General features: G+C 64.5%; 14 protein-coding genes. 8 read left to right on the top strand and 6 right to left on the bottom strand.

The window, feature by feature from the left end:
* Positions 1–19: 19 nt before the first annotated feature.
* Complete coding sequence (locus tag WF331_RS14555) at positions 20–820, bottom strand: hypothetical protein (RefSeq protein WP_016499488.1); 801 nt, start codon at positions 818–820, stop codon at positions 20–22.
* 369 nt (positions 821–1,189) lie between these two features.
* Here WF331_RS14555 and WF331_RS14560 point away from each other — a divergent pair, with 369 nt between their 5' ends.
* Entirely contained in the window at positions 1,190–1,396 is a 207-nt protein-coding gene (locus tag WF331_RS14560) for a hypothetical protein (protein ID WP_041167701.1), read from the top strand.
* 92 nt (positions 1,397–1,488) lie between these two features.
* On the opposite strand, the gene ilvA is transcribed toward WF331_RS14560, so the two are convergent.
* Both ilvA and WF331_RS14570 read right to left on the bottom strand, forming a co-directional pair.
* Positions 1,489–3,048, bottom strand: coding sequence for a threonine ammonia-lyase, biosynthetic (gene ilvA / locus WF331_RS14565; RefSeq protein WP_080889223.1), 1,560 nt, complete (start codon positions 3,046–3,048; stop codon positions 1,489–1,491).
* A 180-nt stretch (positions 3,049–3,228) separates the two neighbouring features.
* The gene (locus WF331_RS14570) at positions 3,229–3,660 is read right to left on the bottom strand and encodes a PACE efflux transporter (RefSeq protein ID WP_016499485.1); all 432 of its coding nucleotides are present in this window, start codon (positions 3,658–3,660) and stop codon (positions 3,229–3,231) included.
* Positions 3,661–3,852: 192 nt separating this feature from the next.
* Between WF331_RS14570 and nfrB the strand changes: the two genes are divergently transcribed.
* The 4 genes from nfrB to WF331_RS14590 all read left to right on the top strand — a co-directional run bounded on the left by nfrB (position 3,853) and on the right by WF331_RS14590 (position 11,079).
* Positions 3,853–6,027 (top strand): cyclic di-3',5'-guanylate-activated glycosyltransferase NfrB, encoded by a 2,175-nt coding sequence (gene nfrB / locus WF331_RS14575; RefSeq protein ID WP_284364294.1) that lies wholly within the window; start codon positions 3,853–3,855, stop codon positions 6,025–6,027.
* The gene (locus tag WF331_RS14580; RefSeq protein WP_340623033.1) at positions 6,024–9,029 is read left to right on the top strand and encodes a phage receptor; all 3,006 of its coding nucleotides are present in this window, start codon (positions 6,024–6,026) and stop codon (positions 9,027–9,029) included. The genes nfrB and WF331_RS14580 overlap by 4 nt, the downstream gene beginning before the upstream one ends.
* A complete protein-coding gene (locus tag WF331_RS14585; RefSeq protein ID WP_340623034.1) occupies positions 9,029–9,868 on the top strand; it encodes a DUF4434 family protein in 840 nt (279 codons plus the stop codon). Before WF331_RS14580 ends, WF331_RS14585 begins: the two co-directional genes overlap by 1 nt.
* A gap of 119 nt (positions 9,869–9,987) precedes the next feature.
* A complete protein-coding gene (locus tag WF331_RS14590; RefSeq protein WP_016499481.1) occupies positions 9,988–11,079 on the top strand; it encodes a GGDEF domain-containing protein in 1,092 nt (363 codons plus the stop codon).
* A gap of 116 nt (positions 11,080–11,195) precedes the next feature.
* Here the strand turns inward: WF331_RS14590 and WF331_RS14595 are convergent, their stop codons facing one another.
* Both WF331_RS14595 and WF331_RS14600 read right to left on the bottom strand, forming a co-directional pair.
* Positions 11,196–12,494 carry an ATP-binding protein gene (locus WF331_RS14595; protein WP_016499480.1) on the bottom strand — a complete coding sequence of 433 codons (1,299 nt, stop codon included), beginning with the start codon at positions 12,492–12,494 and terminating at the stop codon, positions 11,196–11,198.
* Between the two features lie 6 nt (positions 12,495–12,500).
* A complete protein-coding gene (locus WF331_RS14600) occupies positions 12,501–13,202 on the bottom strand; it encodes a response regulator transcription factor (RefSeq protein ID WP_016499479.1) in 702 nt (233 codons plus the stop codon).
* A 216-nt stretch (positions 13,203–13,418) separates the two neighbouring features.
* Between WF331_RS14600 and WF331_RS14605 the strand changes: the two genes are divergently transcribed.
* The 3 genes from WF331_RS14605 (at position 13,419) to mobA (ending at position 18,371) form a co-directional block, all read left to right on the top strand.
* Entirely contained in the window at positions 13,419–14,594 is a 1,176-nt protein-coding gene (locus tag WF331_RS14605) for an efflux RND transporter periplasmic adaptor subunit (RefSeq protein WP_016499478.1), read from the top strand.
* Positions 14,595–14,605: 11 nt separating this feature from the next.
* Positions 14,606–17,734: an efflux RND transporter permease subunit gene (locus tag WF331_RS14610; protein ID WP_084967046.1), complete on the top strand. Its 3,129-nt coding sequence runs from the start codon at positions 14,606–14,608 to the stop codon at positions 17,732–17,734.
* Positions 17,735–17,795: 61 nt separating this feature from the next.
* Positions 17,796–18,371: a molybdenum cofactor guanylyltransferase MobA gene (gene mobA, locus WF331_RS14615; protein WP_340623035.1), complete on the top strand. Its 576-nt coding sequence runs from the start codon at positions 17,796–17,798 to the stop codon at positions 18,369–18,371.
* Positions 18,372–18,500: 129 nt separating this feature from the next.
* Here the strand turns inward: mobA and WF331_RS14620 are convergent, their stop codons facing one another.
* Positions 18,501–20,174 (bottom strand): fatty acid CoA ligase family protein, encoded by a 1,674-nt coding sequence (locus WF331_RS14620; protein WP_340623036.1) that lies wholly within the window; start codon positions 20,172–20,174, stop codon positions 18,501–18,503.
* Positions 20,175–20,198 lie beyond the last annotated feature (24 nt).

A 20,198-nucleotide genomic window follows, 5' to 3' on the forward strand; every position in this document is an offset into this window, starting at 1 on the left:
CACGCACCCGCTTTCTTGCTCAGGTAATTGCACAACCGGCAATCCGGCGCGCCTCCCTGAGGTTGACCCTGGGGATCAGCTCGGCTGGAATCCGCGAGATCGACGACAGGTTGTAAACGTGGAAGTGCTCGTTCACGACCTCCCTGGCCATCAGCGTCAACGACGGCAGGATACGGCTGTCCCAATGCTGGTCGAGCCCACAGGGCGAACACTGCCCCTGGCCGTTCTCGTAGAAGCGGCCGACGCTCTGATCCAGGTCCACCCCCACCAGCAACACTTCTTCGAAGCCCAGGTGGTAGGCCAACTGCAAGGCCACGTACGCCACTGTGCGGGCGTCGAAGAAACCCTGCGCCAAGTCTTTGCTGAAGGCAATCGAGCGGCTGCGTTTGCTCCACAGGGTGCGGTTGCACACGCAACTGTCACCATGGCCACGCAACCCGTCCAGCAGGCCCGGCGTATCCGCTTTATGCAAGGCATAGCACTCGGTGCCTACCGGCACATCGGCACCCGCATACTGCTCGGGCCAGAGCGCCAGGCGCTCGCTGTCGCGCAAGGCAGTGGCGAACAGGGCCGGCTGTTGCTGGCGAAAGCTTTTGTCGGTGCACACGTAGAAGAATGGCTGGATGCCGTGTTCGGCGGTCATCGCAACCGAACCGTTCATGGCGATGATGGGTAAATGGGCGAATTCGCCCAGCGGAAAATGCTTGGCAGAGGCGCCAGAGGCAAGGATCACCACGGGGCCCTGTTGGGTGTTGCGACACGCCTCGAAACTGGAGAACGCCCCGCGTTCAGCGCTTGGCTGCGACGGAAGTGTGTTCATCAATGGCATCTTTAACTGGACAGTACAAACCACAATACTGATCCGTGTATATGCCGTGGCCGCTTTTACCTAACTTTACCTACCTGAACATAATCGACCGCCATGTCCCTGACTGGCGGGGTTCTGAAGCGCTGCAAAGCGCTCAGACGGTGCATGTTCAATGCCGCCTGGTTCGACTTAGGCCATCTCAGCAGACCACTTGGCCCAAGGGTTGTTCCCCCCACTTTGGATCAGGAATACCGATTACCACTCTGGAGGCGACAGACGGGCCGCCGCCTTTTCATCAAACGCGGTTTTATTCATGAGCCTGCTTGATGCTTATCACGGGCGAGACTAATACTTAAGTCTCTGCCTGGGGAGGCACAAAACATGCAAACCAGATTCGTTATCGTTCCTGCGGTGCCGATAGAAAAGGAGTCGTTCCGCGTGGGTAGCCGCTACTACGCCGCTACCGTGTGTGGAGGGTTCGACATTTATGACAACCAGGCGAAGGAGCGGCTCACGCCGAGCTACCCGAGCCGGACGGATGCGCAGGTGCAGTGCGAGCAATTGAACAAGCGAAGTGAAGTGGGGTGATCGTGGGCGCTCGACATACAGGCGCCCGTGCGATCCCTGCGGGCGCAACCGGGGGCCGCACAGCGGCCCCCGGTGTCTACTCAAATTAACTGTCAGCCCAGGAACAGCTGGTACGCCGGGTTGTCAGTCTCATCCCAATACCGATACCCCATCTCGTCCAGCGCCAACGGCAAGCCTGCCAACTCATCCCCGGGCACCTCCAGCGCGGCAAACACCCGCGCCTCCGCCGCGCCGTGGTTGCGGTAATGGAACAGGCTGATGTTCCAGCGCTTGCCCAGCCGCTCCAGGAAGCCCAGCAACGCCCCTGGGCGCTCGGGAAACTCGAAGCGCAGCACCCGCTCATCAGCGCCCGGCGCTGCGTGGCCGCCCACGGTATGGCGCACATGCAGTTTGGCCAGCTCGTTGTCGGTCAGGTCCAGCACGCTGTAGCCCTGCTCACGAAGGTTGGCCAACAGCTGATCACGCGGGTCGTGCACCGGGTGAGTCTGCACCCCGACGAACAGGCGCGCTTCCTTGCCTGGGTAGTAGCGGTAGTTGAATTCGGTGATCTGACGCTTGCCCAGCGCCTGGCAGAAGGCGCGGAAGCTACCTGGCTGCTCGGGGATGGTCACGGCGATGATCGCCTCGCGCTGCTCGCCCAGCTCGGCCCGCTCGGCCACATGGCGCAGGCGGTCGAAGTTGACGTTCGCCCCGGAGTCAATGGCCACCAAGGTCTGCCCTTGCACGCCTTCGCGTGCCACGTACTTCTTGATCCCGGCTACGGCCAGGGCACCAGAAGGCTCGGTGATCGACCGGGTGTCGTCGTAGATGTCCTTGATCGCCGCGCACAACTCGTCACTGCTGACGGTTACTACTTCGTCGACAAAATGCCGGCACAGCTCGAAGCAATGAGCGCCGATCTGCGCCACCGCTACACCGTCGGCGAAGGTGCCGACCTGCGGCAGGATCACCCGCTCGCCGGCGGCCATGGCGGCCTGCAGGCAGTTGGAGTCCTCCGGTTCGACGCCAATCACCTTCACCTCGGGGCGCAGGTACTTCACGTAGGCAGCGATACCGGCGATCAGCCCGCCACCGCCCACCGGTACGAAAATGGCGTCCAGCGCGCCCGGGCGCTGGCGCAGGATCTCCATGGCCACGGTGCCCTGCCCGGCGATCACGTCCGGGTCATCGAACGGCGGCACGAAGGTGGCGCCTTCGCTGTCGGCCAGCGTCAGGGCATGGGCCAGGGCGTGCGGGAAGCTCTCACCGTGCAGCACCACATGCCCGCCGCGCGACCGCACCCCCTCCACTTTGAGTGACGGCGTGGTGGTCGGCATGACGATGGTGGCCTTCATGCCCAGGTGCGACGCCGCCAGGGCCACGCCCTGGGCATGGTTGCCCGCCGAGGCGGTGATTACCCCACGCTCGCGCTGCACAGCACTCAGGCGTGACAAACGGGTGTAGGCGCCGCGGATCTTGAACGAGAAGGTAGGTTGCAGGTCTTCGCGCTTGAGCAGCACCTGGTTACCCAGGCTGGCAGACAGTGCAGGCGCGGCTTGCAGCGGCGTTTCGATGGCCAGGTCGTACACCGGCGCGGCCAGAATGCGCCGCACCTGCTCCGACAGCAGTTGCTGGGGGGTGACGGTAGGACGAGGGACGCTGAAGCTGGTCATCGATGACTCCTTGGCTTTTTTATGTTGCCCAGGAGTCAGAGAGAAAAAACCCGCCTCCAGGGCGGGTTCGGTGCACGTACGCGCTAGCCCGCCAAGCTGATAATGGCGGTAATAATAATGGCGTTCACATGCGGGAATGTATTCATGGGGTAGGAACTTAGCCGTTAGTGCGGCACAAAGTCAACACTTGGCTTGCTGCGCCGAAAGCGGCACATCGAACACCTTGTCGAAGCCCCACTGGAAGGCAAAGGCGTAGACGAAGAAGAACACGAACAACGCCAGGTTGGTCAGCAGCGCCGCCCACAGGCTCACATCCAGCCAGTACGCCACCAGTGGCAGCAGGATCACCACCAATCCGCCCTCGAAGCCCAAGGCGTGCAGCAAGCGCCGCATGAATGTGCGCTCACGCTGGCGCTGGCGCGCTTCCCAGCGCTCGAACACCCAGTTGTAGCCCATGTTCCAGCTCATCGCGATGCCTGACATCAGCACCGACAGCACCGTCGACTGCGCCATGCCGGCACCGAACGCCAGCTCCAGCGCGGGCGCCACGCAGGCAACCGCGATGGCTTCATAGAGAATGGCCTGGACGATCTTGCGGGCCTTGCCTTGCATGTTCAGCTCCCTGAATGAACGACCTGTAAAGCTACAAGATGTAGCTCACAAGAAAAAGCCCGAAATTTGGACAACAGCGTATAGGGCTGCTTGTATCTATCCCGTACAGAAGTGACATTTCGTACAACTTCGTCGAGGGAAGCGAGCGAGGATAAAGACGATGGCCCACTCTGCCATGCCGGTGCCTGCCATATGAGCCTGGCATTCATCGATTTTCTCACCTACGTGCTGTTCGGCCTGAAGATCCTGGCCATCATCCTTGCCTCGCTGATGTTCCTGCTGGGCCTGGACGACCTGTTCATCGACCTGTGCTACTGGGTCCGCAAGTTGATCCGGCGCTTTCGCGTGTATGACAAGTACGAAAAGGCCGACGAAAAGCGCCTGTACGAAGTGCCGGAAAAACCCCTGGCCATCATGGTCCCGGCCTGGAACGAAGTGGGCGTGGTCGGTGAAATGGCGCGCCTGGCGGCCTCCACCATCGACTACGAGAACTACCAGATTTTCGTCGGCACCTACCCCAACGACCCACAAACCCAGGCCGACGTCGACGCGGTGTGCCTGCACTACCCCAACGTGCACAAGGTGGTGTGCGCACGCCCTGGGCCCACCAGCAAGGCCGACTGCCTGAACAACATCATCGACGCCCTGCTGCGCTTCCAGCAGGACGCCGGCATCGAGTTCGCCGGTTTCATCCTGCATGACGCCGAAGACGTGATCTCGCCCATGGAGCTGCGCCTGTTCAACTACCTGCTGCCGAACAAGGACATGATCCAGATCCCGGTCTACCCCTACGCACCGGAATGGAAAGGTTTTACCGCCGGCCACTATGTCGACGAGTTTGCCGAAAACCACGGCAAGGACGTCATCGTCCGCGAAGCGCTGACCGGCCAGGTGCCCAGCGCCGGTGTCGGTACCTGCTTCAGCCGCCGCGCCATCAGTGCGCTGCTGGAGGACGGCGACGGCATTGCCTTCGACGTGCAGAGCCTCACCGAAGACTACGACATTGGCTTTCGTCTGAAGCAAAAGGGCATGAAGTGCATTTTCGCCCGTTATTCCATCACCGACCCGGCGCTGACCCTGAAGCAGGAGTGGCGCCCGGGCATGAGCCGGGAATTCTCCCAGGTGATCTGCGTGCGCGAGCACTTCCCGCGTGACTGGCAGCATGCCATCCGGCAGAAGTCGCGGTGGATCGTCGGCATCGTGTTCCAGGGCACCAGCAACCTCGGCTGGAGCCGCAAGGGCGCACTCAACTACTTCCTCTGGCGCGACCGCCGTGGGCTGTTCGCCTACCTGCTGAGCTTTTTGGTCAACATGTTGCTGCTGGTGTTGCTGGCCATGTGGCTGGTCACGATGATTGCGCCGGACTCGTGGCGCTTCATGTCGATCCTTAGCGACAGTTGGCTGCTGTCTACCCTGCTGTGGCTGAACGGGCTGATGCTGTTCAATCGCCTGTTCCAGCGCGGCTGGTTCGTCACCCGTTTCTACGGCATCGGCGAAGGCCTGCTGTCGGCACCGCGGATGATGTGGAGCAACTTCGTCAACTTCTTCGCCAACCTGCGTGCCCTGCGTCAAGTGATGGAAATGGGCGACTCACGGCGCGTGGCCTGGGACAAGACCACCCATGAATTCCCCGCCATCGCAGCCCCTGCCCGCACGCCGCTGGGCCAGCGCCTGGTGGCCAAAGGGCTGATCAGTGACGAGCAGCTGCAACAGGCAATCACCAGCCCGGTACGCCGGCGCCTGGGCCGCGAACTGCTGCTGCGGGGCTGGGTGAACAGCGAACAACTGGTGGCCACCCTGGCCGAGCAGCTGGACCTGCCCTGGGCGCCGCTTAACCCGTTCAAGCTCGACCCGCAACTGATTGCCACACTGCCACGCAAACTGGCGACGCACTATGGCGTGCTGCCCGTTGCCGAAGACGGCGACACGCTGATCCTTGCCAGCGAAAGCCCGGTCAGCCAAGTGTCGCTGGGGGTGATCAGCCGCTACCTGAAACGCCCGGTCCGCGTGCGACTGGCGCCGCAGGGCCGGGTAACCCTGGGCCTGCGCTACCACTACCCAAGCCCTTGGCAGAAGCCGGAAACCCGCGACATGCTGGCCATTCTGGAGCGCCATCAGGACGATGAAGCGCTGCTGGAGCGTGTCAGCCACCACCAGATCATGCTCGGTACGCTGTTGCAGGTGCGCGGCATGGTCCCGGTCACCCTGTTCAACCAGGCGCTGATCGACTTCGACCCCGAGCACCAAAGCCTGGGCGAGCACCTGATCGCCCGCGGCATCATCACCGCACAGGTGTTGCAGCAGGCGCTTGACGAACAGGCCATCGAGCAGCAGGCCGCCCTTGACCTGACCCGGGAGGTGGCATGAAGCCGCGCTTTTCCCTCACTTTCACTGGCCTGTTGCTGTGCTGCGCCGCGCTGCCTGTCGACGCCTCGGCACCGATGACCGACTTCCAGCGGTTCACCAGCTTCCCGTTCATGGACCGCGGCTATCGTGAGGCCAAGAAAGACAACTGGGCCGAGGTCGAGCGCCTGACCCGTCACGTGCTGGGCCGGGTGCCGAACAACGACGAGGCCCGCGCACTGCTGGTAGAAGCCCTGGCCCATCAACGCCGCTACGAGGAAGCCGAAGCGCTGGCCGCACAGCTCGACGGCAGCCCCGAATACGCCGACGCCCTGCTCGAACTGCGCCTGACCTGGATCGAACAGGACCCACCGCCGGCAAGCCAGGTGGAACAATGGCTGGCTGCCAGTGAGGGCAATCAACGCGTGCGCCTGTGGCAGGCCTACAGCCTGAGCCTGGCCAAATTCGGTGGCGCGGGCAAGGCGCTGGACTGGCTCAGCCAGTTGCCGCCCAGGGATGATGGCCAGGTATTGCGCCTGGTCCGGGCCAACTTCGCCGAACAACTGCGCAACTGGAAGGAAACCATCGAGCAACTGCAGCCGCTCGCCGACAAGGGCCAGTTGCCCGCCGAAGACTGGCAACGCCTGGCCAATGCCTATGTCCAGCAGGTGGATGAAAAAGGGTTGAACAAACTGCTGCCCAGCGCGCCCTCTCCTCAAGCAGCTGACCAGGCGCGCCTGGCCATGGCCAACCGCGCCATTGCCATGGGCCACAACCAGCAAGCCCAGCGCTGGCTGCAGTCGCTGCCGCCAGATCAATTGAATCAGCCCGACCAGCGCCAGCAACTGTGGGAGCTGGCCCGCGAAGGTAATGATGCGGCACTGGTGCGCCGCCTGAGCAACGACCTGCAACGCCCCTGCCTGGACACCGTCGACTGGCTGTCACGCCATGACCCGGACCTGGCCCGCGAACAGTTCAAAGGCTGCACACCCACTACCGACACGCGCGCCTACGCCGTGCTCAAGCAACGCCTGTATGGTGACCCGCCGCAACCCCCACAACCGCGCACAGCCAGAGAATGGGAAGACCGCTACCGGCAAAGTGGCGACCTGGCCGCATTGGAGCAAGCTACGTTCCTGCTGGTGGAACAGGGCCAGACCGGTCACGCCCGGCAACTGCTGGAACAGGCCTACGAGCGCCGTCAGGGCCGCCTCAGCCCATCGCTGTTGCAGCGCCTGGGCAACCTGTATGCCCGCAACGATGGGCCTCTGGACAGCCACCGCATGCTCGGCCTGATCCCGCGGGTCGATGCCAATACCCGTGCCCAGTTGCTCGGCCGCCTGGCCGAGGCCGGCCAGTGCGACGCCGTTCGCCAGGCGGTGCCGTCCACCCCCCGCGAGCCCGGCCAGTACCGCGCCCTGGGCCGCTGCGCCATGCCCGACCAACCCGGTGAAGCGGTGGTCTACTACCAGGCCGCCGAGCGCCTGGGCGACGCCGGCAACCGCCTGGCGTTGGCCTATGCACTTGAAGCGGCCGGCGACTCCGAGGCCGCGCTGCCTATCTGGCGCAGCCTGCCGGACAGCGCCTGGACCGACAACGCCCGCCTCACGGCCGCCGGTGGCGCGCTGAACGCAGGCGACGCTGACGCGGCCCGGCGCTATTGGGACGCTGCCGCACACCACAGCGCCGATGACTGGGCACTGGGCGCAGCCATTGCCCAGCGCCAGGGCAATTACCAGGCGGCCTTGGGTTTCCAGCGCCATGCCTTGGCAAGCAACCCCCGGGCCGACCACTACTACGCCGCGGCCAGCACCGCGCAACTGGCCGGCGACAGCGCCCAGAGCATGGCCTGGCTCGCCGAAGCCGTGCGCCTGGCCCCCGATCAGCCGCGTTACCGGGCCGACTACGGCATGCGCCTCGCCGGCTCGACAGACAGGGCCCAGCGCCGCCAGTCGATCCCCTACCTGGAGCGTGCCACGCATGACTTCCCCGAGGATTACCGCCTCGGCGAAACCCTGGCCTTGCGCTACGACGAAGCCGAAGACAGTGCCTCGGCACGCCGCGAGCTGCGCCGCATCCTCGATGTGGAGCAGAACCTGGTCGACGGTGACGACGAATACGGCAGCCTGGAAGCCCGCAAATACCGCCAGCGCCGAGCCCACGAAAGCTTGTCACGGCGTGACACCATCACCCTGGCCAGCACCTGGTCACCCGCCGGCACCTCGACCAACGACAAGTTCCTCGACAACGGCCAGCGCAGCGGCAGCTCACGCCGTGCCCAATCGCAGAACGTGCAGTTGGCCATGTGGGACCATGCCCTGGGCGAAGAACCCAGCCGCAACGGCAGCACCCTGTCGGTGTATGGCCGGGTACTGTTCGGTGGCCAGAGCCGCACCGACTATGCGCAAAGCATGGGTACCGGGGTCGGCCTGCGCTACAAGCCGCTCGGCCAGGCCAACCTCAACCTGTACGCCGAGCTGTACCACCAGCGGCAGATCGACGAAGCGCACTACCGCGGCCTGAGCCTTGGCCAGCTGCTGAGCCCGGCCAAGGTCGGTGGCAACTGGGGCGACCTGCGCCACCATGCCGAATCGAGCAACGACCTGCTGTTGCGCGCCACCGCCTCGGTCCTCGACCAGGGCGACTGGCGCAATGACTGGCGGGTGGATGAAGACGACTGGAACGAGCGCTTCCTCTACCTCGACGCGGCCTGGTGGACCCGCGCCGGCGATCACGCCTGGCTGTCGCGCTACCAGCAAGGCCATGCCTGGAAACTTCCCGGCAGTACCCCGCAAACCCTCATGCCCTATGGCTTTTTCGAGTTTTCCAGCCAGGACCCGAGCAACGACTGGCGCCAGGACGCCCGGGCCGGGGTTGGCGTGCGCTGGCAATGGTGGTTCGATGACGACCGCTACAACGCCTACCGCGGCTCGCTGAAAGTGCGTGCCGAGTATCAGCAGTCGCTGGGCGGCAATCTTTATGAGCGCGCCAACGGCGTGCTGGTCGGTGCGGAGATGACCTTCTGATGCGTACGTTCCTCGCCGTCTGCCTGCTTGCCCTGTGCCTGCCCGCCACGGCCGACCAGCGCCTGTTCTACCAACCGCTCAACCGCGACGCCAATGTCAGTCCCGCCCAGTGGCAACAGCTGTGGCATGCCACCGTGGCCCAGGGGGGCAAGGCCCTGATCGTGCAATGGAGCGCCTATGGTGACAGCGACTTCGGCGGCGCCCAGGGCTGGCTGGCCAACAGCCTGCGCAGCGCACGTGCCCAAGGCCTGCAGGTGGTGCTGGGGCTGTACATGGACCCGGCCTACTACCAGCGTCTGGATGAACTGGACGGCGAAGGCCTGAGCAGCTATTGGAAAGCGCAACTGGGGCGCTCCCTCACCCAGTACCAGCAACTGCGCCAGGCCTGGCAGTTGTCGGTGGAGGGCTGGTACCTGCCCATGGAGCTGGACGACCAGCATTTTCGCGACCCCGCGCGGCGCGAAGCGCTGTTCAGCCAGTTACAGGCTTTCAACCGCCAACTGGACAAGCCTCTGCACATCAGTGCCTTCAGCGCAGGCAAGCTGTCGCCTCGGGTCAACGCCGCCTGGCTGGATCAACTGGCAGGCCTGGGCTTGACTGTGTGGTGGCAGGATGGCGCCGGCACCGGGCGATTGCCGCCGTTGGTGCGCCAGGGTTACGAACAGGCCTTGCCGTGCCGAATAGGCGTGGTGCGCGAGGCGTTCCGCCAGGTGAGCGCACCTGGGCAGGTATTCAGGGCTGAGCCTACGGAGCCGAAGCTGGTTGGCGGGTGCCATCTCGAGGCGGTGTTTGACTTGCGCTACCGGCCCTGGGCCCAGGGTGTTTTGCCACAGAATTGAGTCGCCAGGGCTGGCCCTTTCGCAGCACGCTCCTGCAGATAGCGCACGCCTCCTGTAGGAGCAGCCTTGTGCTGCGAAAGGGCCGGGCCTGGCAAAGCAGTACCCCCAGGAGCTCACCCATGTTCAAAACCATCGAGGAGCACGTACGCAAGCAGGTCGCCCCCGCCGCCCTGCGCGCCGAGTTCCGCCAGCACGAATTCGAGTCCATGCGCCCGTTCTGCCTGCTGGTAATCTGCGTCAGTATCCTGGTCTGGCTGGTCTTCGACCTGATCGTCAGTTTCCTCGCAGGCCAGGGCTTCACCTGGCTGTCCTACCTGTTCATCTCCCTGCTCGGCTGCCTGGCCGTCGTGCTGAACTTTACCCGCCGCAGCCATCACTTCGACGTGCTCAACCTGCTGTTCATCACCGTCATCACCTTGGGCATGCGCCTGGTAATCGAAGGCCTCCCGGTGGCCCTGCGCCCGGTATGGCTGATCCTCGGGGTCTCCACCGTGCTGTATGCCATGTCGGTGCTGCCGGTGCGGCGCTGGTCATTCTTCTGCGCCATGGCCATCACCTGGGTGATGCTCAGCCCGTTCTACCACACCCGCATGGAGCCCGACGCGGTCGAAGGCGCCATGTTGATCAGCTACGCGGTGTTTCTCAGCGGCCTGGTCAGCTACAGCTACCTGCAGATCCGCAAGACCAAGCTGCACAACTTTTACCTGTCCAAGGTACTGCTGGAGCAAGCATACGTCGACGCCCTGACCGAAATCCCCAACCGCCGCTCGTTCATGGCCAAAGCGGAGCAACAGTTGCATCAGGCAACCCCCGGGCAGTACCTGGCGATGGTCGACATAGACAACTTCAAGAAGGTCAACGACCGTTTCGGCCACGACATCGGTGACGAAGTACTCAAACGCGTTGCGCTACACATCAAGGCAGCCATGGTCGACGCCGAGTTTGCGCGGTTGGGCGGCGAGGAATTCGCAATTTTTCTTGAGGGGCTGGACCAAAAAGGCGCTGAACAGCGGGTGGAGGCATTGCTACGCAGAGTGCGTGAAGATCCAGGTGCTCATCCGGTGACTATCAGCATCGGCCTGGCACAGGTGAGCGCGGGCGATACGTTAACCATGGCGCTGATCAAGGCCGACCAGGCGTTGTATGAAGCCAAACACACCGGCAAGGACCGGGTCGTGCTGTGGACTACACAGTTGGCGGAACAGGGTTAGCAGGCCCGGCCTCTTCGCGGGTGAACCCGCTCCCACAGGGACCGCACAGATTTTGAACGCTGTGGCGTACCTGTGGGAGCGGGTTTACCCGCGAAGAGGCCGGCACAGGTACCCCATCACCCCGCAGGCAAGCGAATCCTGAACTGCGCCCCACCCAGCGCCGACTGCGCCACAGTCAGGGTCCCGCCCTGCCCTTCGATCGCCCGCCGGCTGATCGCCAGCCCCAGGCCAAAACCGCCGGTGTTGCGGTCGCGGCTGCGGTCCAGCCGGTAGAACGGCTGGAAAATCCGCTCCCGTTCCTCCACCGGAATACCAATCCCGTCATCCTCCACCGTCAGCAGGCAAGCGCCATCGTCCTCCAGACGCAAGCGCAGCAACAGGCTTTCGTCGCAGTAGCGCATGGCATTGCGCACCAGGTTCTGCACCGCCCGCGCTGTCAGCCGTGGGTCCAGCACAAACCGGGGCAAATTGCCCTCGGCCCGGACTTCCCACTGGATACCCCGGCCATCAAGCTCTTCGGCAAAACCGCCGAGTACGCTGTCGACCAGTTCCAGCAACGACACCTCGACACGCTCGCGGGCCTGGTCGGCGTTATACAGGCGGCTGTAGGACAACAGTTCAAGCACCAGCTCATCCAGCTCGCGCACATGCCCCACCAGCTCCAGCAGCCGCTTGCGGCTGGCCTGCGGCACTTCGTCGAACAGCAGCACAAGGCCGAAGTCCAGGCGGGTCAGCGGCGTGCGCAGCTCATGGGACACCGCATTGAGCAGCTCGCGCTGCTGGTTGACGTGGCGCTCCAGGTCACTGGCCATGGTGTCGAACACCCCGGCCAACTCACCAATGTTGGAATGCGGCGAAATGTGAGTGCGCTCGGCCATCTGCCCCTGGCCCAGGCGCCGGGCGGTTTCCTTCAGGCGCTCAAGGTCGCGCCAGTGCGGCCATACCCATAACAGCAGGCAGCCCAGCATGGCCGCACCGATCAGCACGGTCACGCCCCACGACAGCACATTGATGTCCAGCGGGTCTGGCGGTGCATGCAGGCGCACCAGCCACTCCTTGTCCAGCGGTGCCAGCACCGTTTCGTAGTAGCCCCACTCGGCAATTCTCACCGCGTACTGGCCGTGCTGCAGCCGCGCTTGCTCATCCGCGCTGAGTTCGGCCTGGCCCATGCGCAGCAGCTTCACCTCCAGCGGGGCGAACGCATTGGCCAGGTCTTTCTCCACGGCCGGCCACTGCTCGCGCGGGGCTTGGTGGAACTGGCGCACGATCAACGATTGCACACCTTTGGCCTGGTCCAGGTTGTAGGCCATGAAGCGTTCCTGGAACAGGCCAACGATGGTATCGGGAATGAACAGCAACGCACCGGCGTAGGCGACGATGATCACCAGATACAACCGCACCAGGATTTTGAGCATGGCCGGTCAGCACTCCCACTCGACGCGGCTGAACAGGTAGCCCTTGCCCCACACGGTCTTGATCTTGCGCGCTTCGCCGGCGTTATCGTCGAACTTGCGCCGCAGCTTGGAGATGGCCACGTCCACCGAACGGTCGGTGCCGTTGAACTCGATGCCGCGCAGCTGCTGCAAAATGCGGTCGCGGTTCAGCACTTCGCCGGCATTGCGCGCCAGTACCACCAGCAGGTTGTACTCACCGCTGGACAGCTCCACCTCTTCGCCGCGCCAGCTGACCGTGCGCTCGGCCAGGTCGATGCGCAGGCCTCCGATCAGGATCAGGTCGTTATCCAGCCGCGGCTCGTTGACGCTGCTGCGGCGCAGCAGGGTACGCACGCGGGCCAGCAACACGCGGGGCTCGCAGGGCTTGGTCACGTAGTCGTCGGCGCCCATTTCCAGGCCCAATACCTGGTCATGGCTGTCGTCGCGGGCGGTCAGCATCAGGATAGGCAGGGTCTGTGACTCCTGGCGCAGCAGGCGGCACAGTTGCAGGCCATCGATACCCGGCAGCATCAGGTCGAGGATGACCAGGTCGGGCTTTTGCCGACGATATTCGTCCAGCACATGATCGCCCCGGGCGATCACCTGGACATGGAAGTCGTTGCGTTGCAGGTAGCTGGCGATCAGCTCGGACAGGGCGCTGTCGTCTTCGACCAGGAAAATATTCGGCATAGGTGCTTGGGAATCTGGGTTGAGGTAGGCCTGTACGCGATCCCTGTGGGAGCGGGTTTACCCGCGAAGAGGCCGGCACAGGCATACGCAGAATATAGAACCCAGCCGCACGAAAGGATTGTTCTTCACACTTTTTCACACTCGCCCTACAGGTGTTAACAGCCGCATGGGCAGTACCTGCCGTACCATAGGCGCGGTCATCATCGGAAGATCCGCATGCCTACTACCCTCCCCCCTCGCCTGCGCCCATTGGCGCTCATGGCGTTTCTGAGCCTGTCCCTGGCCGGCTGTGGCGACAGCGCCGAGCAAGACGAAAAAGCCCCCACACCGCAAGTGCGGGTAGAAACCCTGCAACTGCAGCCACTGGCCATCAGCAGCGAACTCAGCGGCCGCATCCTGGCGCCGCGCACCGCCGAAGTGCGCGCGCGCGTCGAGGGCGTGGTGCTCAAGCGGGTGTACCGCGAAGGCAGTGACGTCAAACAGGGCGATGTACTGTTCCTGATCGACCCAGCGCCATTCAAGGCTGACCATGACAGCGCCCGCGCCACCCTGGCAAAGGCCGAGGCCACCTTGTACCAGGCGCGTTTGCAGGAGCAGCGCTACCGCGATCTGGTCGACGACAAGGCTGTCAGCCGCCAGGAATACGACAACGCCAAGGCCAGCTTCCTGCAGGCCGATGCCGAAGTGGCCGCCGCCAAGGCTGCCCTGGAACGCACCCGCCTGAACCTCGGCTACGCCACCGTAACGGCACCGATTTCCGGCCGTATCGGCCGTGCCCTGGTCACTGAAGGCGCACTGGTCGGCCAGAACGAGACCACCCCGCTGGCGACCATCCAGCAGCTGGACCCGATCCATGCCGACGTTACCCAGTCTACCCGCGAGCTCAACGCCCTGCGCCGCGCCTTGCGCGCAGGCGAACTGCAGCAGGTGGGCGACGGCCAGGCCCGCGCCACGCTGATCCAGGACGACGGCAGCGCCTACCCGCTGCCCGGCAAGCTGCTGTTCTCCGACATCAGCGTCGACCCCACCACCAACCAGATCACCCTGCGCAGCGAGTTCCCCAACCCGGACCTCGACCTGCTGCCCGGCAGCTACGTGCGCGTACGCCTGGAGCAGGCCGTGCAACCCAAGGGCCTGAGCGTGCCCCAGCGCGCCATCCTGCGCGACAGTGCCGGCGTGCCCAAGGTGCTGGTGGTCGACCAGCAGGCCCGGGTCAGCGATCGCCAGGTGGTACTGGGCAGCGCCCAAGGCGACCGCTGGGTCGTCAGCGAAGGCCTGGCCCCCGGCGAGCGGGTGGTGGTCGAGGGGCTGCAACACGTCAAGGCCGGTGACCAGGTGCAGGTCGACAACGCATCCGGGGCACCGCCCATCGCACAGCACACCGGCCAGTGAGGGCCTGATTCATGCCGCAATTCTTCATCGACCGCCCGGTGTTCGCCTGGGTGGTCGCGCTGTTCATCCTGCTGGCCGGTGCGCTGGCCATCCCGCAGCTGCCGGTGGCCCAGTACCCCAACGTGGCACCGCCGCAGGTGGAAATCTACGCCGTGTACCCGGGCGCCTCGGCGGCGACCATGGACGAAAGCGTGGTGAGCCTGATCGAGCAGGAGCTCAACGGCGCCGACAACCTGTTGTACTTCGAGTCGCAGAGCAGCCTGGGCAGCGCCACCATCACCGCCACCTTTGCCCCGGGGACCAACCCGGACCTGGCCCAGGTCGACGTGCAGAACCGCCTGAAGGTGGTCGAGTCGCGCCTGCCGCGCCCGGTCACCCAGCAGGGCCTGCAAGTGGAAAAGGTGTCCACCGGCTTCCTGCTGCTGGGCACCCTCACCTCTGAAGACGGCAAGCTCGACGAAACCGCACTGTCGGACATTCTCGCGCGCAACGTGATGAACGAAATCCGCCGCCTCAAGGGCGTCGGCAAGGCCCAGCTGTACGGTTCGGAGCGCGCCATGCGCATCTGGATCGACCCGGGCAAGCTGATCGGTTTCAACCTGACGCCCAACGACGTGGCCGAGGCCATTGCCGCGCAGAACGCCCAGGTCGCGCCTGGCAGCATCGGCGACCTGCCCAGCCGCGACACCCAGGAAATCACCGCCAACGTGGTGGTCAAGGGCCAGCTGAGCACCCCCGAAGAATTTGCCGCCATTGTCCTGCGCGCCAACCTGGATGGCTCCACGGTCACCGTCGGTGATGTCGCCCGGGTCGAGATCGGCGCCCAGGAATACCAGTACGGCACGCGCCTGAACGGCAAGCCGGCCACCGCGTTCAGCGTGCAGCTGTCGCCGGGTGCCAATGCCATGGAAACCGCCACCCTGGTGCGGGCGAAAATGCAGGAACTGGCGCGTTACTTCCCGGAAGGCGTCAAGTACGACATCCCCTACGACACCTCGCCGTTCGTCAAGGTGTCCATCGAGCAGGTCATTACCACCCTGTTCGAAGCCATGTTGCTGGTGTTCGCGGTGATGTTCCTGTTCCTGCAGAACCTGCGCTACACCCTGATCCCCACCCTGGTGGTGCCGGTGGCGCTGATGGGCACCTTCGCGGTCATGCTGGCCATGGGCTTCTCGGTCAACGTGCTGACCCTGTTCGGCATGGTGCTGGCCATCGGCATCCTGGTCGACGATGCCATCGTGGTGGTGGAAAACGTCGAGCGCATCATGGCCGAGGAAGGCCTGCCGCCCAAGGAAGCAACGCGCAAGGCCATGGGCCAGATCAGCGGTGCAATCGTCGGCATCACCCTGGTGCTGGTGGCGGTGTTCCTGCCCATGGCCTTCATGCAGGGCTCCGTGGGGGTGATCTACCAGCAGTTCTCGCTGTCGATGGCAGTATCGATCCTGTTCTCGGCATTCCTGGCCCTCAGCCTCACCCCGGCGCTGTGCGCCACCTTGCTCAAACCGGTGGCCAAGGGCGAGCACCATGAACGCAAAGGCTTCTTCGGCTGGTTCAACCGGCGCTTTGAAAGCATGAGCAACGGCTATCAGCGCTGGGTGGTGCAGGCGCTCAAGCGCAGCGGCCGCTACCTGCTGGTTTACGCGGTGCTGCTGGCGGTGCTGGGCTATGGCTTCAGCCAGTTGCCCACGGCATTCCTGCCCACCGAAGACCAGGGCTACACCATCACCGACACCCAGCTGCCACCCGGGGCCAGCCGCATGCGCACCGAGCAGGTGGCCGCGCAAATCGAGGCACACAACGCCGAAGAACCCGGCGTGGGCAACACCACCGTGATCCTCGGCTTCAGCTTCTCTGGTAGTGGGCAAAATGCGGCGCTGACGTTCACCACCCTCAAGGACTGGTCCGAGCGTGGTGCCGACGACAGCGCCCAATCGATTGCCGACCGCGCCAGCGCGGCCTTCTCCCAGTTGAAGGACGCCGTGGCGTTTTCGGTGCTGCCGCCGCCTATCGACGGCCTGGGTGAGTCGACTGGCTTCGAGTTCCGCCTGCAGGACCGCGGTGGTATGGGCCACGCCGAGCTGATGGCCGCCCGCGACACGCTGCTGGCCAATGCCGGCAAAAGCAAGGTACTGACCAACGTGCGCGAAGCCTCGCTGGCCGAAAGCCCGCAGGTGCAACTGGAGATCGACCGCCGCCAGGCCAATGCCCTGGGCGTGTCGTTCGCCGACATTGGCTCGGTACTGGATGTGGCGGTGGGCTCCAGCTACGTCAACGACTTCCCCAACCAGGGCCGCATGCAGCGGGTGGTGGTGCAGGCCGAAGGCGACCAGCGCAGCCAGGTCGAAGACCTGCTGAAAATCCACGTACGCAACAACAGCGGCAAGATGGTGCCACTGGGGGCATTCGTCCAGGCCAAGTGGGTCAGCGGCCCGGTGCAGTTGACCCGCTACAATGGCTACCCGGCGGTGTCGATTTCCGGTGAGCCGGCTGCCGGCCACAGTTCGGGCGAAGCCATGGCCGAAATCGAACGCCTGGTGGCGCAGCTGCCGCCCGGCGCCGGCCTGGAGTGGACCGGCCTGTCGCTGCAGGAGCGTTTGTCCGGCAGCCAGGCGCCGATGCTGATGGCATTGTCGTTGCTGATCGTGTTCCTGTGCCTGGCAGCGCTGTACGAAAGCTGGTCGATCCCGACCGCCGTGCTGCTGGTGGTACCGCTCGGTATCCTGGGCGCGGTGCTGGCCGTGACCCTGCGCGGCATGCCCAACGACGTGTTCTTCAAGGTTGGCCTGATTACCCTGATCGGCCTGTCGGCGAAGAACGCCATCCTCATCATCGAGTTCGCCAAGCACCTGGTCGACCAGGGCGTGGACGCCGCAGACGCCGCCGTACAGGCCGCCCGCCTGCGCCTGCGGCCCATCGTGATGACCTCGCTGGCGTTCATCCTCGGGGTGGTACCCCTGGCCATTGCCAGCGGCGCCAGCTCGGCCAGCCAGCAGGCCATCGGCACCGGGGTGATCGGCGGCATGCTCAGCGCCACGTTGGCGGTGGTGTTTGTGCCGGTGTTCTTCGTGGTGGTGATGCGCCTTGCGGGACGGCGTCAGGCGCGTGAAGCCAACGCACAAGGCGGGATCAGCGAAAGCTGACTGGACAAGCCCCGTGTGAAATGGGAGGGTTCCCGGCAATGACTGCCCGGAGCCCTTTTTCATGCCTGATGCACTGCCCCCCTGCTCCATCCTCATTCTCGCCGGCGGCCGTGGCCAACGCATGGGCGGCCGTGACAAAGGCCTGGTCGCGTGGCAGGGCGAACCGCTTGTTGCGCATGTACGGCGGGTGGTGCGACCGCTAAGCGATGACCTGGTGATTTCCTGCAACCGTAACCAGGAGGCTTACCGTACGTACGCTGACCAGCTGGTGGGCGATGCCGAAGCGGACTTCCCCGGGCCGTTGGCGGGGGTGATTGCCGGGCTCAAGGTGGCACGCCATGAGTGGATGGTGGTACTGGCCTGCGATGCACCACTGGTTGACCGCGATTTGATCGAGGCGCTGTCAAGGCTGGCGGTGGCCAGCGACAGTGCGGCGATGGTACGTCAAGGTGGGTTTTGGCAGCCGATGTTCAGCGTGCTGCCACGGCGGTTACTGCCAATGCTGGAGCAGGCCTGGGCGACGGGAGAGCGAAGCTTGCAAAAGGCCTTGCTGCGCGAGGCGGTGCAGGGGTTGGAGTGTGTCGATGATGATCGCCGGTTGAGCAACTTCAACAGCCCGGAACTGCTGCAAGGCTGAGATTCTCTGCTGCCTGTACCGGCCTCTTCGCGGGTAAACCCGCTCCCACAGGTTCATTACCGTGTTCGAATTCCGTGCGGTCCCTGTGGGAGCGGGTTTACCCGCGAAGAGGCCGGTACAGGTAATGCATCATCCAGCAGACAACTCCGCGACACTGATCTCGCGCATCCTGAACTTCTGCACCTTGCCGGTCACCGTCATCGGGAACTCGTCGACAAAGCGGAAGTACCGGGGCACCTTGTAGTGCGCAATCCGCGCCCTCGCCCACTCACGCAGCGCTTCTTCACTGGCAGTATGCCCCGGGTGCAGCCGCACCCAGGCCACGATTTCTTCGCCGTACTTGCTGCACGGCACGCCAATCACTTGCACATCCGCCACCGCCGGGTGGGTGAAGAAGAACTCTTCCAGCTCGCGCGGGTAGATGTTCTCGCCGCCGCGAATGATCATGTCCTTGCTGCGCCCGACGATGCGCACATACCCCTGCTCGTCCATTACCGCCAGGTCGCCGGTGTGCATCCAGCCCTCGGCATCGATGCTGTCGGCCGTGGCCTTGAGGTTGTTCCAGTAACCGAGCATCACGCTGTAGCCGCGGGTGCACAGTTCGCCGATCTCGCCACGCGGCACGGTATTGCCGTTGGCGTCCACCACCTTGTTCTCCAGCCGTGGCTGGGTACGGCCAACACTGGTCACCCGGCGCTCCAGGTCATCATCGGGCCCGGTCTGCAGCGACACCGGGCTGGTTTCGGTCATGCCATAGGCAATCTGCACCTCGGCCATGTGCATTTCGCCGATCACCCGGCGCATCACCTCGATCGGGCAGGTGGCGCCGGCCATGATCCCGGTGCGCAGGCTCGACAGGTCGAACTCGCCGCGTTGCGGGTGGTCCAGTTCGGCGATGAACATGGTCGGCACACCGTACAGCGCGGTAGCCTTTTCCTCCGCCACCGCACGCAGTGTGGCCAACGGGTCGAACGCATCGTTGGGGTAGATCAGGGTGCTGCCGTGGGTCATGCAGCCAAGGTTGGCCATGACCATGCCGAAACAGTGATAGAGCGGCACCGGCACCACCAGCCGGTCGTGCTCGGTAAGGCCCAGGCTTTCGCCGACCATGTAGCCGTTGTTGAGGATGTTGCTGTGGCTGAGGGTGGCGCCCTTGGGGAACCCGGTTGTGCCGGAGGTGTACTGGATGTTGATCGGGTCATCGCAGCGTAATTGCGCCTGGCGCTCGGCCAGGGCCTCGCGGCTGACAGCGTCGGCGCGGGCTTGCAACGCGGGCCAGGCCAGGAAGCCTGGGGGTGGCGAGACGGCCAGGCTGACCACGCCGCGCAGCTCCGGAAAGCGCTCGCAGATCAGCGCGCCGGGTTGGCCGCTGGCCAGGCCTGGGATCAGCCCCTGCAGCATGGCGTGGTAATCGGAGGTCTTGAACGCGTCGGCACAGATCACCCAACGGCAGCCAGACTGCCCGAGGGCGTAATCCAGCTCGCTGGAGCGATAGGCCGGGTTGATGTTGACCAGGATCGCGCCCACCTTGGCGCTGGCGAACTGGGTGATGCACCACTCGGCGCAGTTGGTTGCCCATATACCCAGCCGGTCACCGGGTTGCACGCCCAGTGCCATCAGCGCACGGGCGTGCTGGTCGACGGCCTCGGCCAGTTGCTGCCAGGTGTAGCGCAGGGCCTGGTGGCGCACCACCAGCGCCTCGCGGTCGGGGAAGCGGGCGACAGTGGTATCGAAGGCGTCGCCGATGCATTGGGTAAGCAGGGCTTTGTCTGGATTGCCCTGGGAGTAGCTTGGCTGGGGCATGGGCACTCTCTTGTTGTTTTTGTG

Source organism: Pseudomonas sp. YNh (assembly GCF_037993085.1).
Lineage (GTDB): Bacteria > Pseudomonadota > Gammaproteobacteria > Pseudomonadales > Pseudomonadaceae > Aquipseudomonas > Aquipseudomonas putida.

What these genes read in the sequence shown, in the direction of transcription:
- WF331_RS14555 (WP_016499488.1), bottom strand. Translation starts at nt 820, where the DNA reads ATGAACACACTTCCGTCGCAGCCAAGCGCTGAACGCGGGGCGTTCTCC.
- WF331_RS14560 (WP_041167701.1), top strand. Translation starts at nt 1,190, where the DNA reads ATGCAAACCAGATTCGTTATCGTTCCTGCGGTGCCGATAGAAAAGGAG.
- ilvA (WP_080889223.1), bottom strand. Translation starts at nt 3,048, where the DNA reads ATGACCAGCTTCAGCGTCCCTCGTCCTACCGTCACCCCCCAGCAACTG.
- WF331_RS14570 (WP_016499485.1), bottom strand. Translation starts at nt 3,660, where the DNA reads ATGCAAGGCAAGGCCCGCAAGATCGTCCAGGCCATTCTCTATGAAGCC.
- nfrB (WP_284364294.1), top strand. Translation starts at nt 3,853, where the DNA reads ATGAGCCTGGCATTCATCGATTTTCTCACCTACGTGCTGTTCGGCCTG.
- WF331_RS14580 (WP_340623033.1), top strand. Translation starts at nt 6,024, where the DNA reads ATGAAGCCGCGCTTTTCCCTCACTTTCACTGGCCTGTTGCTGTGCTGC.
- WF331_RS14585 (WP_340623034.1), top strand. Translation starts at nt 9,029, where the DNA reads ATGCGTACGTTCCTCGCCGTCTGCCTGCTTGCCCTGTGCCTGCCCGCC.
- WF331_RS14590 (WP_016499481.1), top strand. Translation starts at nt 9,988, where the DNA reads ATGTTCAAAACCATCGAGGAGCACGTACGCAAGCAGGTCGCCCCCGCC.
- WF331_RS14595 (WP_016499480.1), bottom strand. Translation starts at nt 12,494, where the DNA reads ATGCTCAAAATCCTGGTGCGGTTGTATCTGGTGATCATCGTCGCCTAC.
- WF331_RS14600 (WP_016499479.1), bottom strand. Translation starts at nt 13,202, where the DNA reads ATGCCGAATATTTTCCTGGTCGAAGACGACAGCGCCCTGTCCGAGCTG.
- WF331_RS14605 (WP_016499478.1), top strand. Translation starts at nt 13,419, where the DNA reads ATGCCTACTACCCTCCCCCCTCGCCTGCGCCCATTGGCGCTCATGGCG.
- WF331_RS14610 (WP_084967046.1), top strand. Translation starts at nt 14,606, where the DNA reads ATGCCGCAATTCTTCATCGACCGCCCGGTGTTCGCCTGGGTGGTCGCG.
- mobA (WP_340623035.1), top strand. Translation starts at nt 17,796, where the DNA reads ATGCCTGATGCACTGCCCCCCTGCTCCATCCTCATTCTCGCCGGCGGC.
- WF331_RS14620 (WP_340623036.1), bottom strand. Translation starts at nt 20,174, where the DNA reads ATGCCCCAGCCAAGCTACTCCCAGGGCAATCCAGACAAAGCCCTGCTT.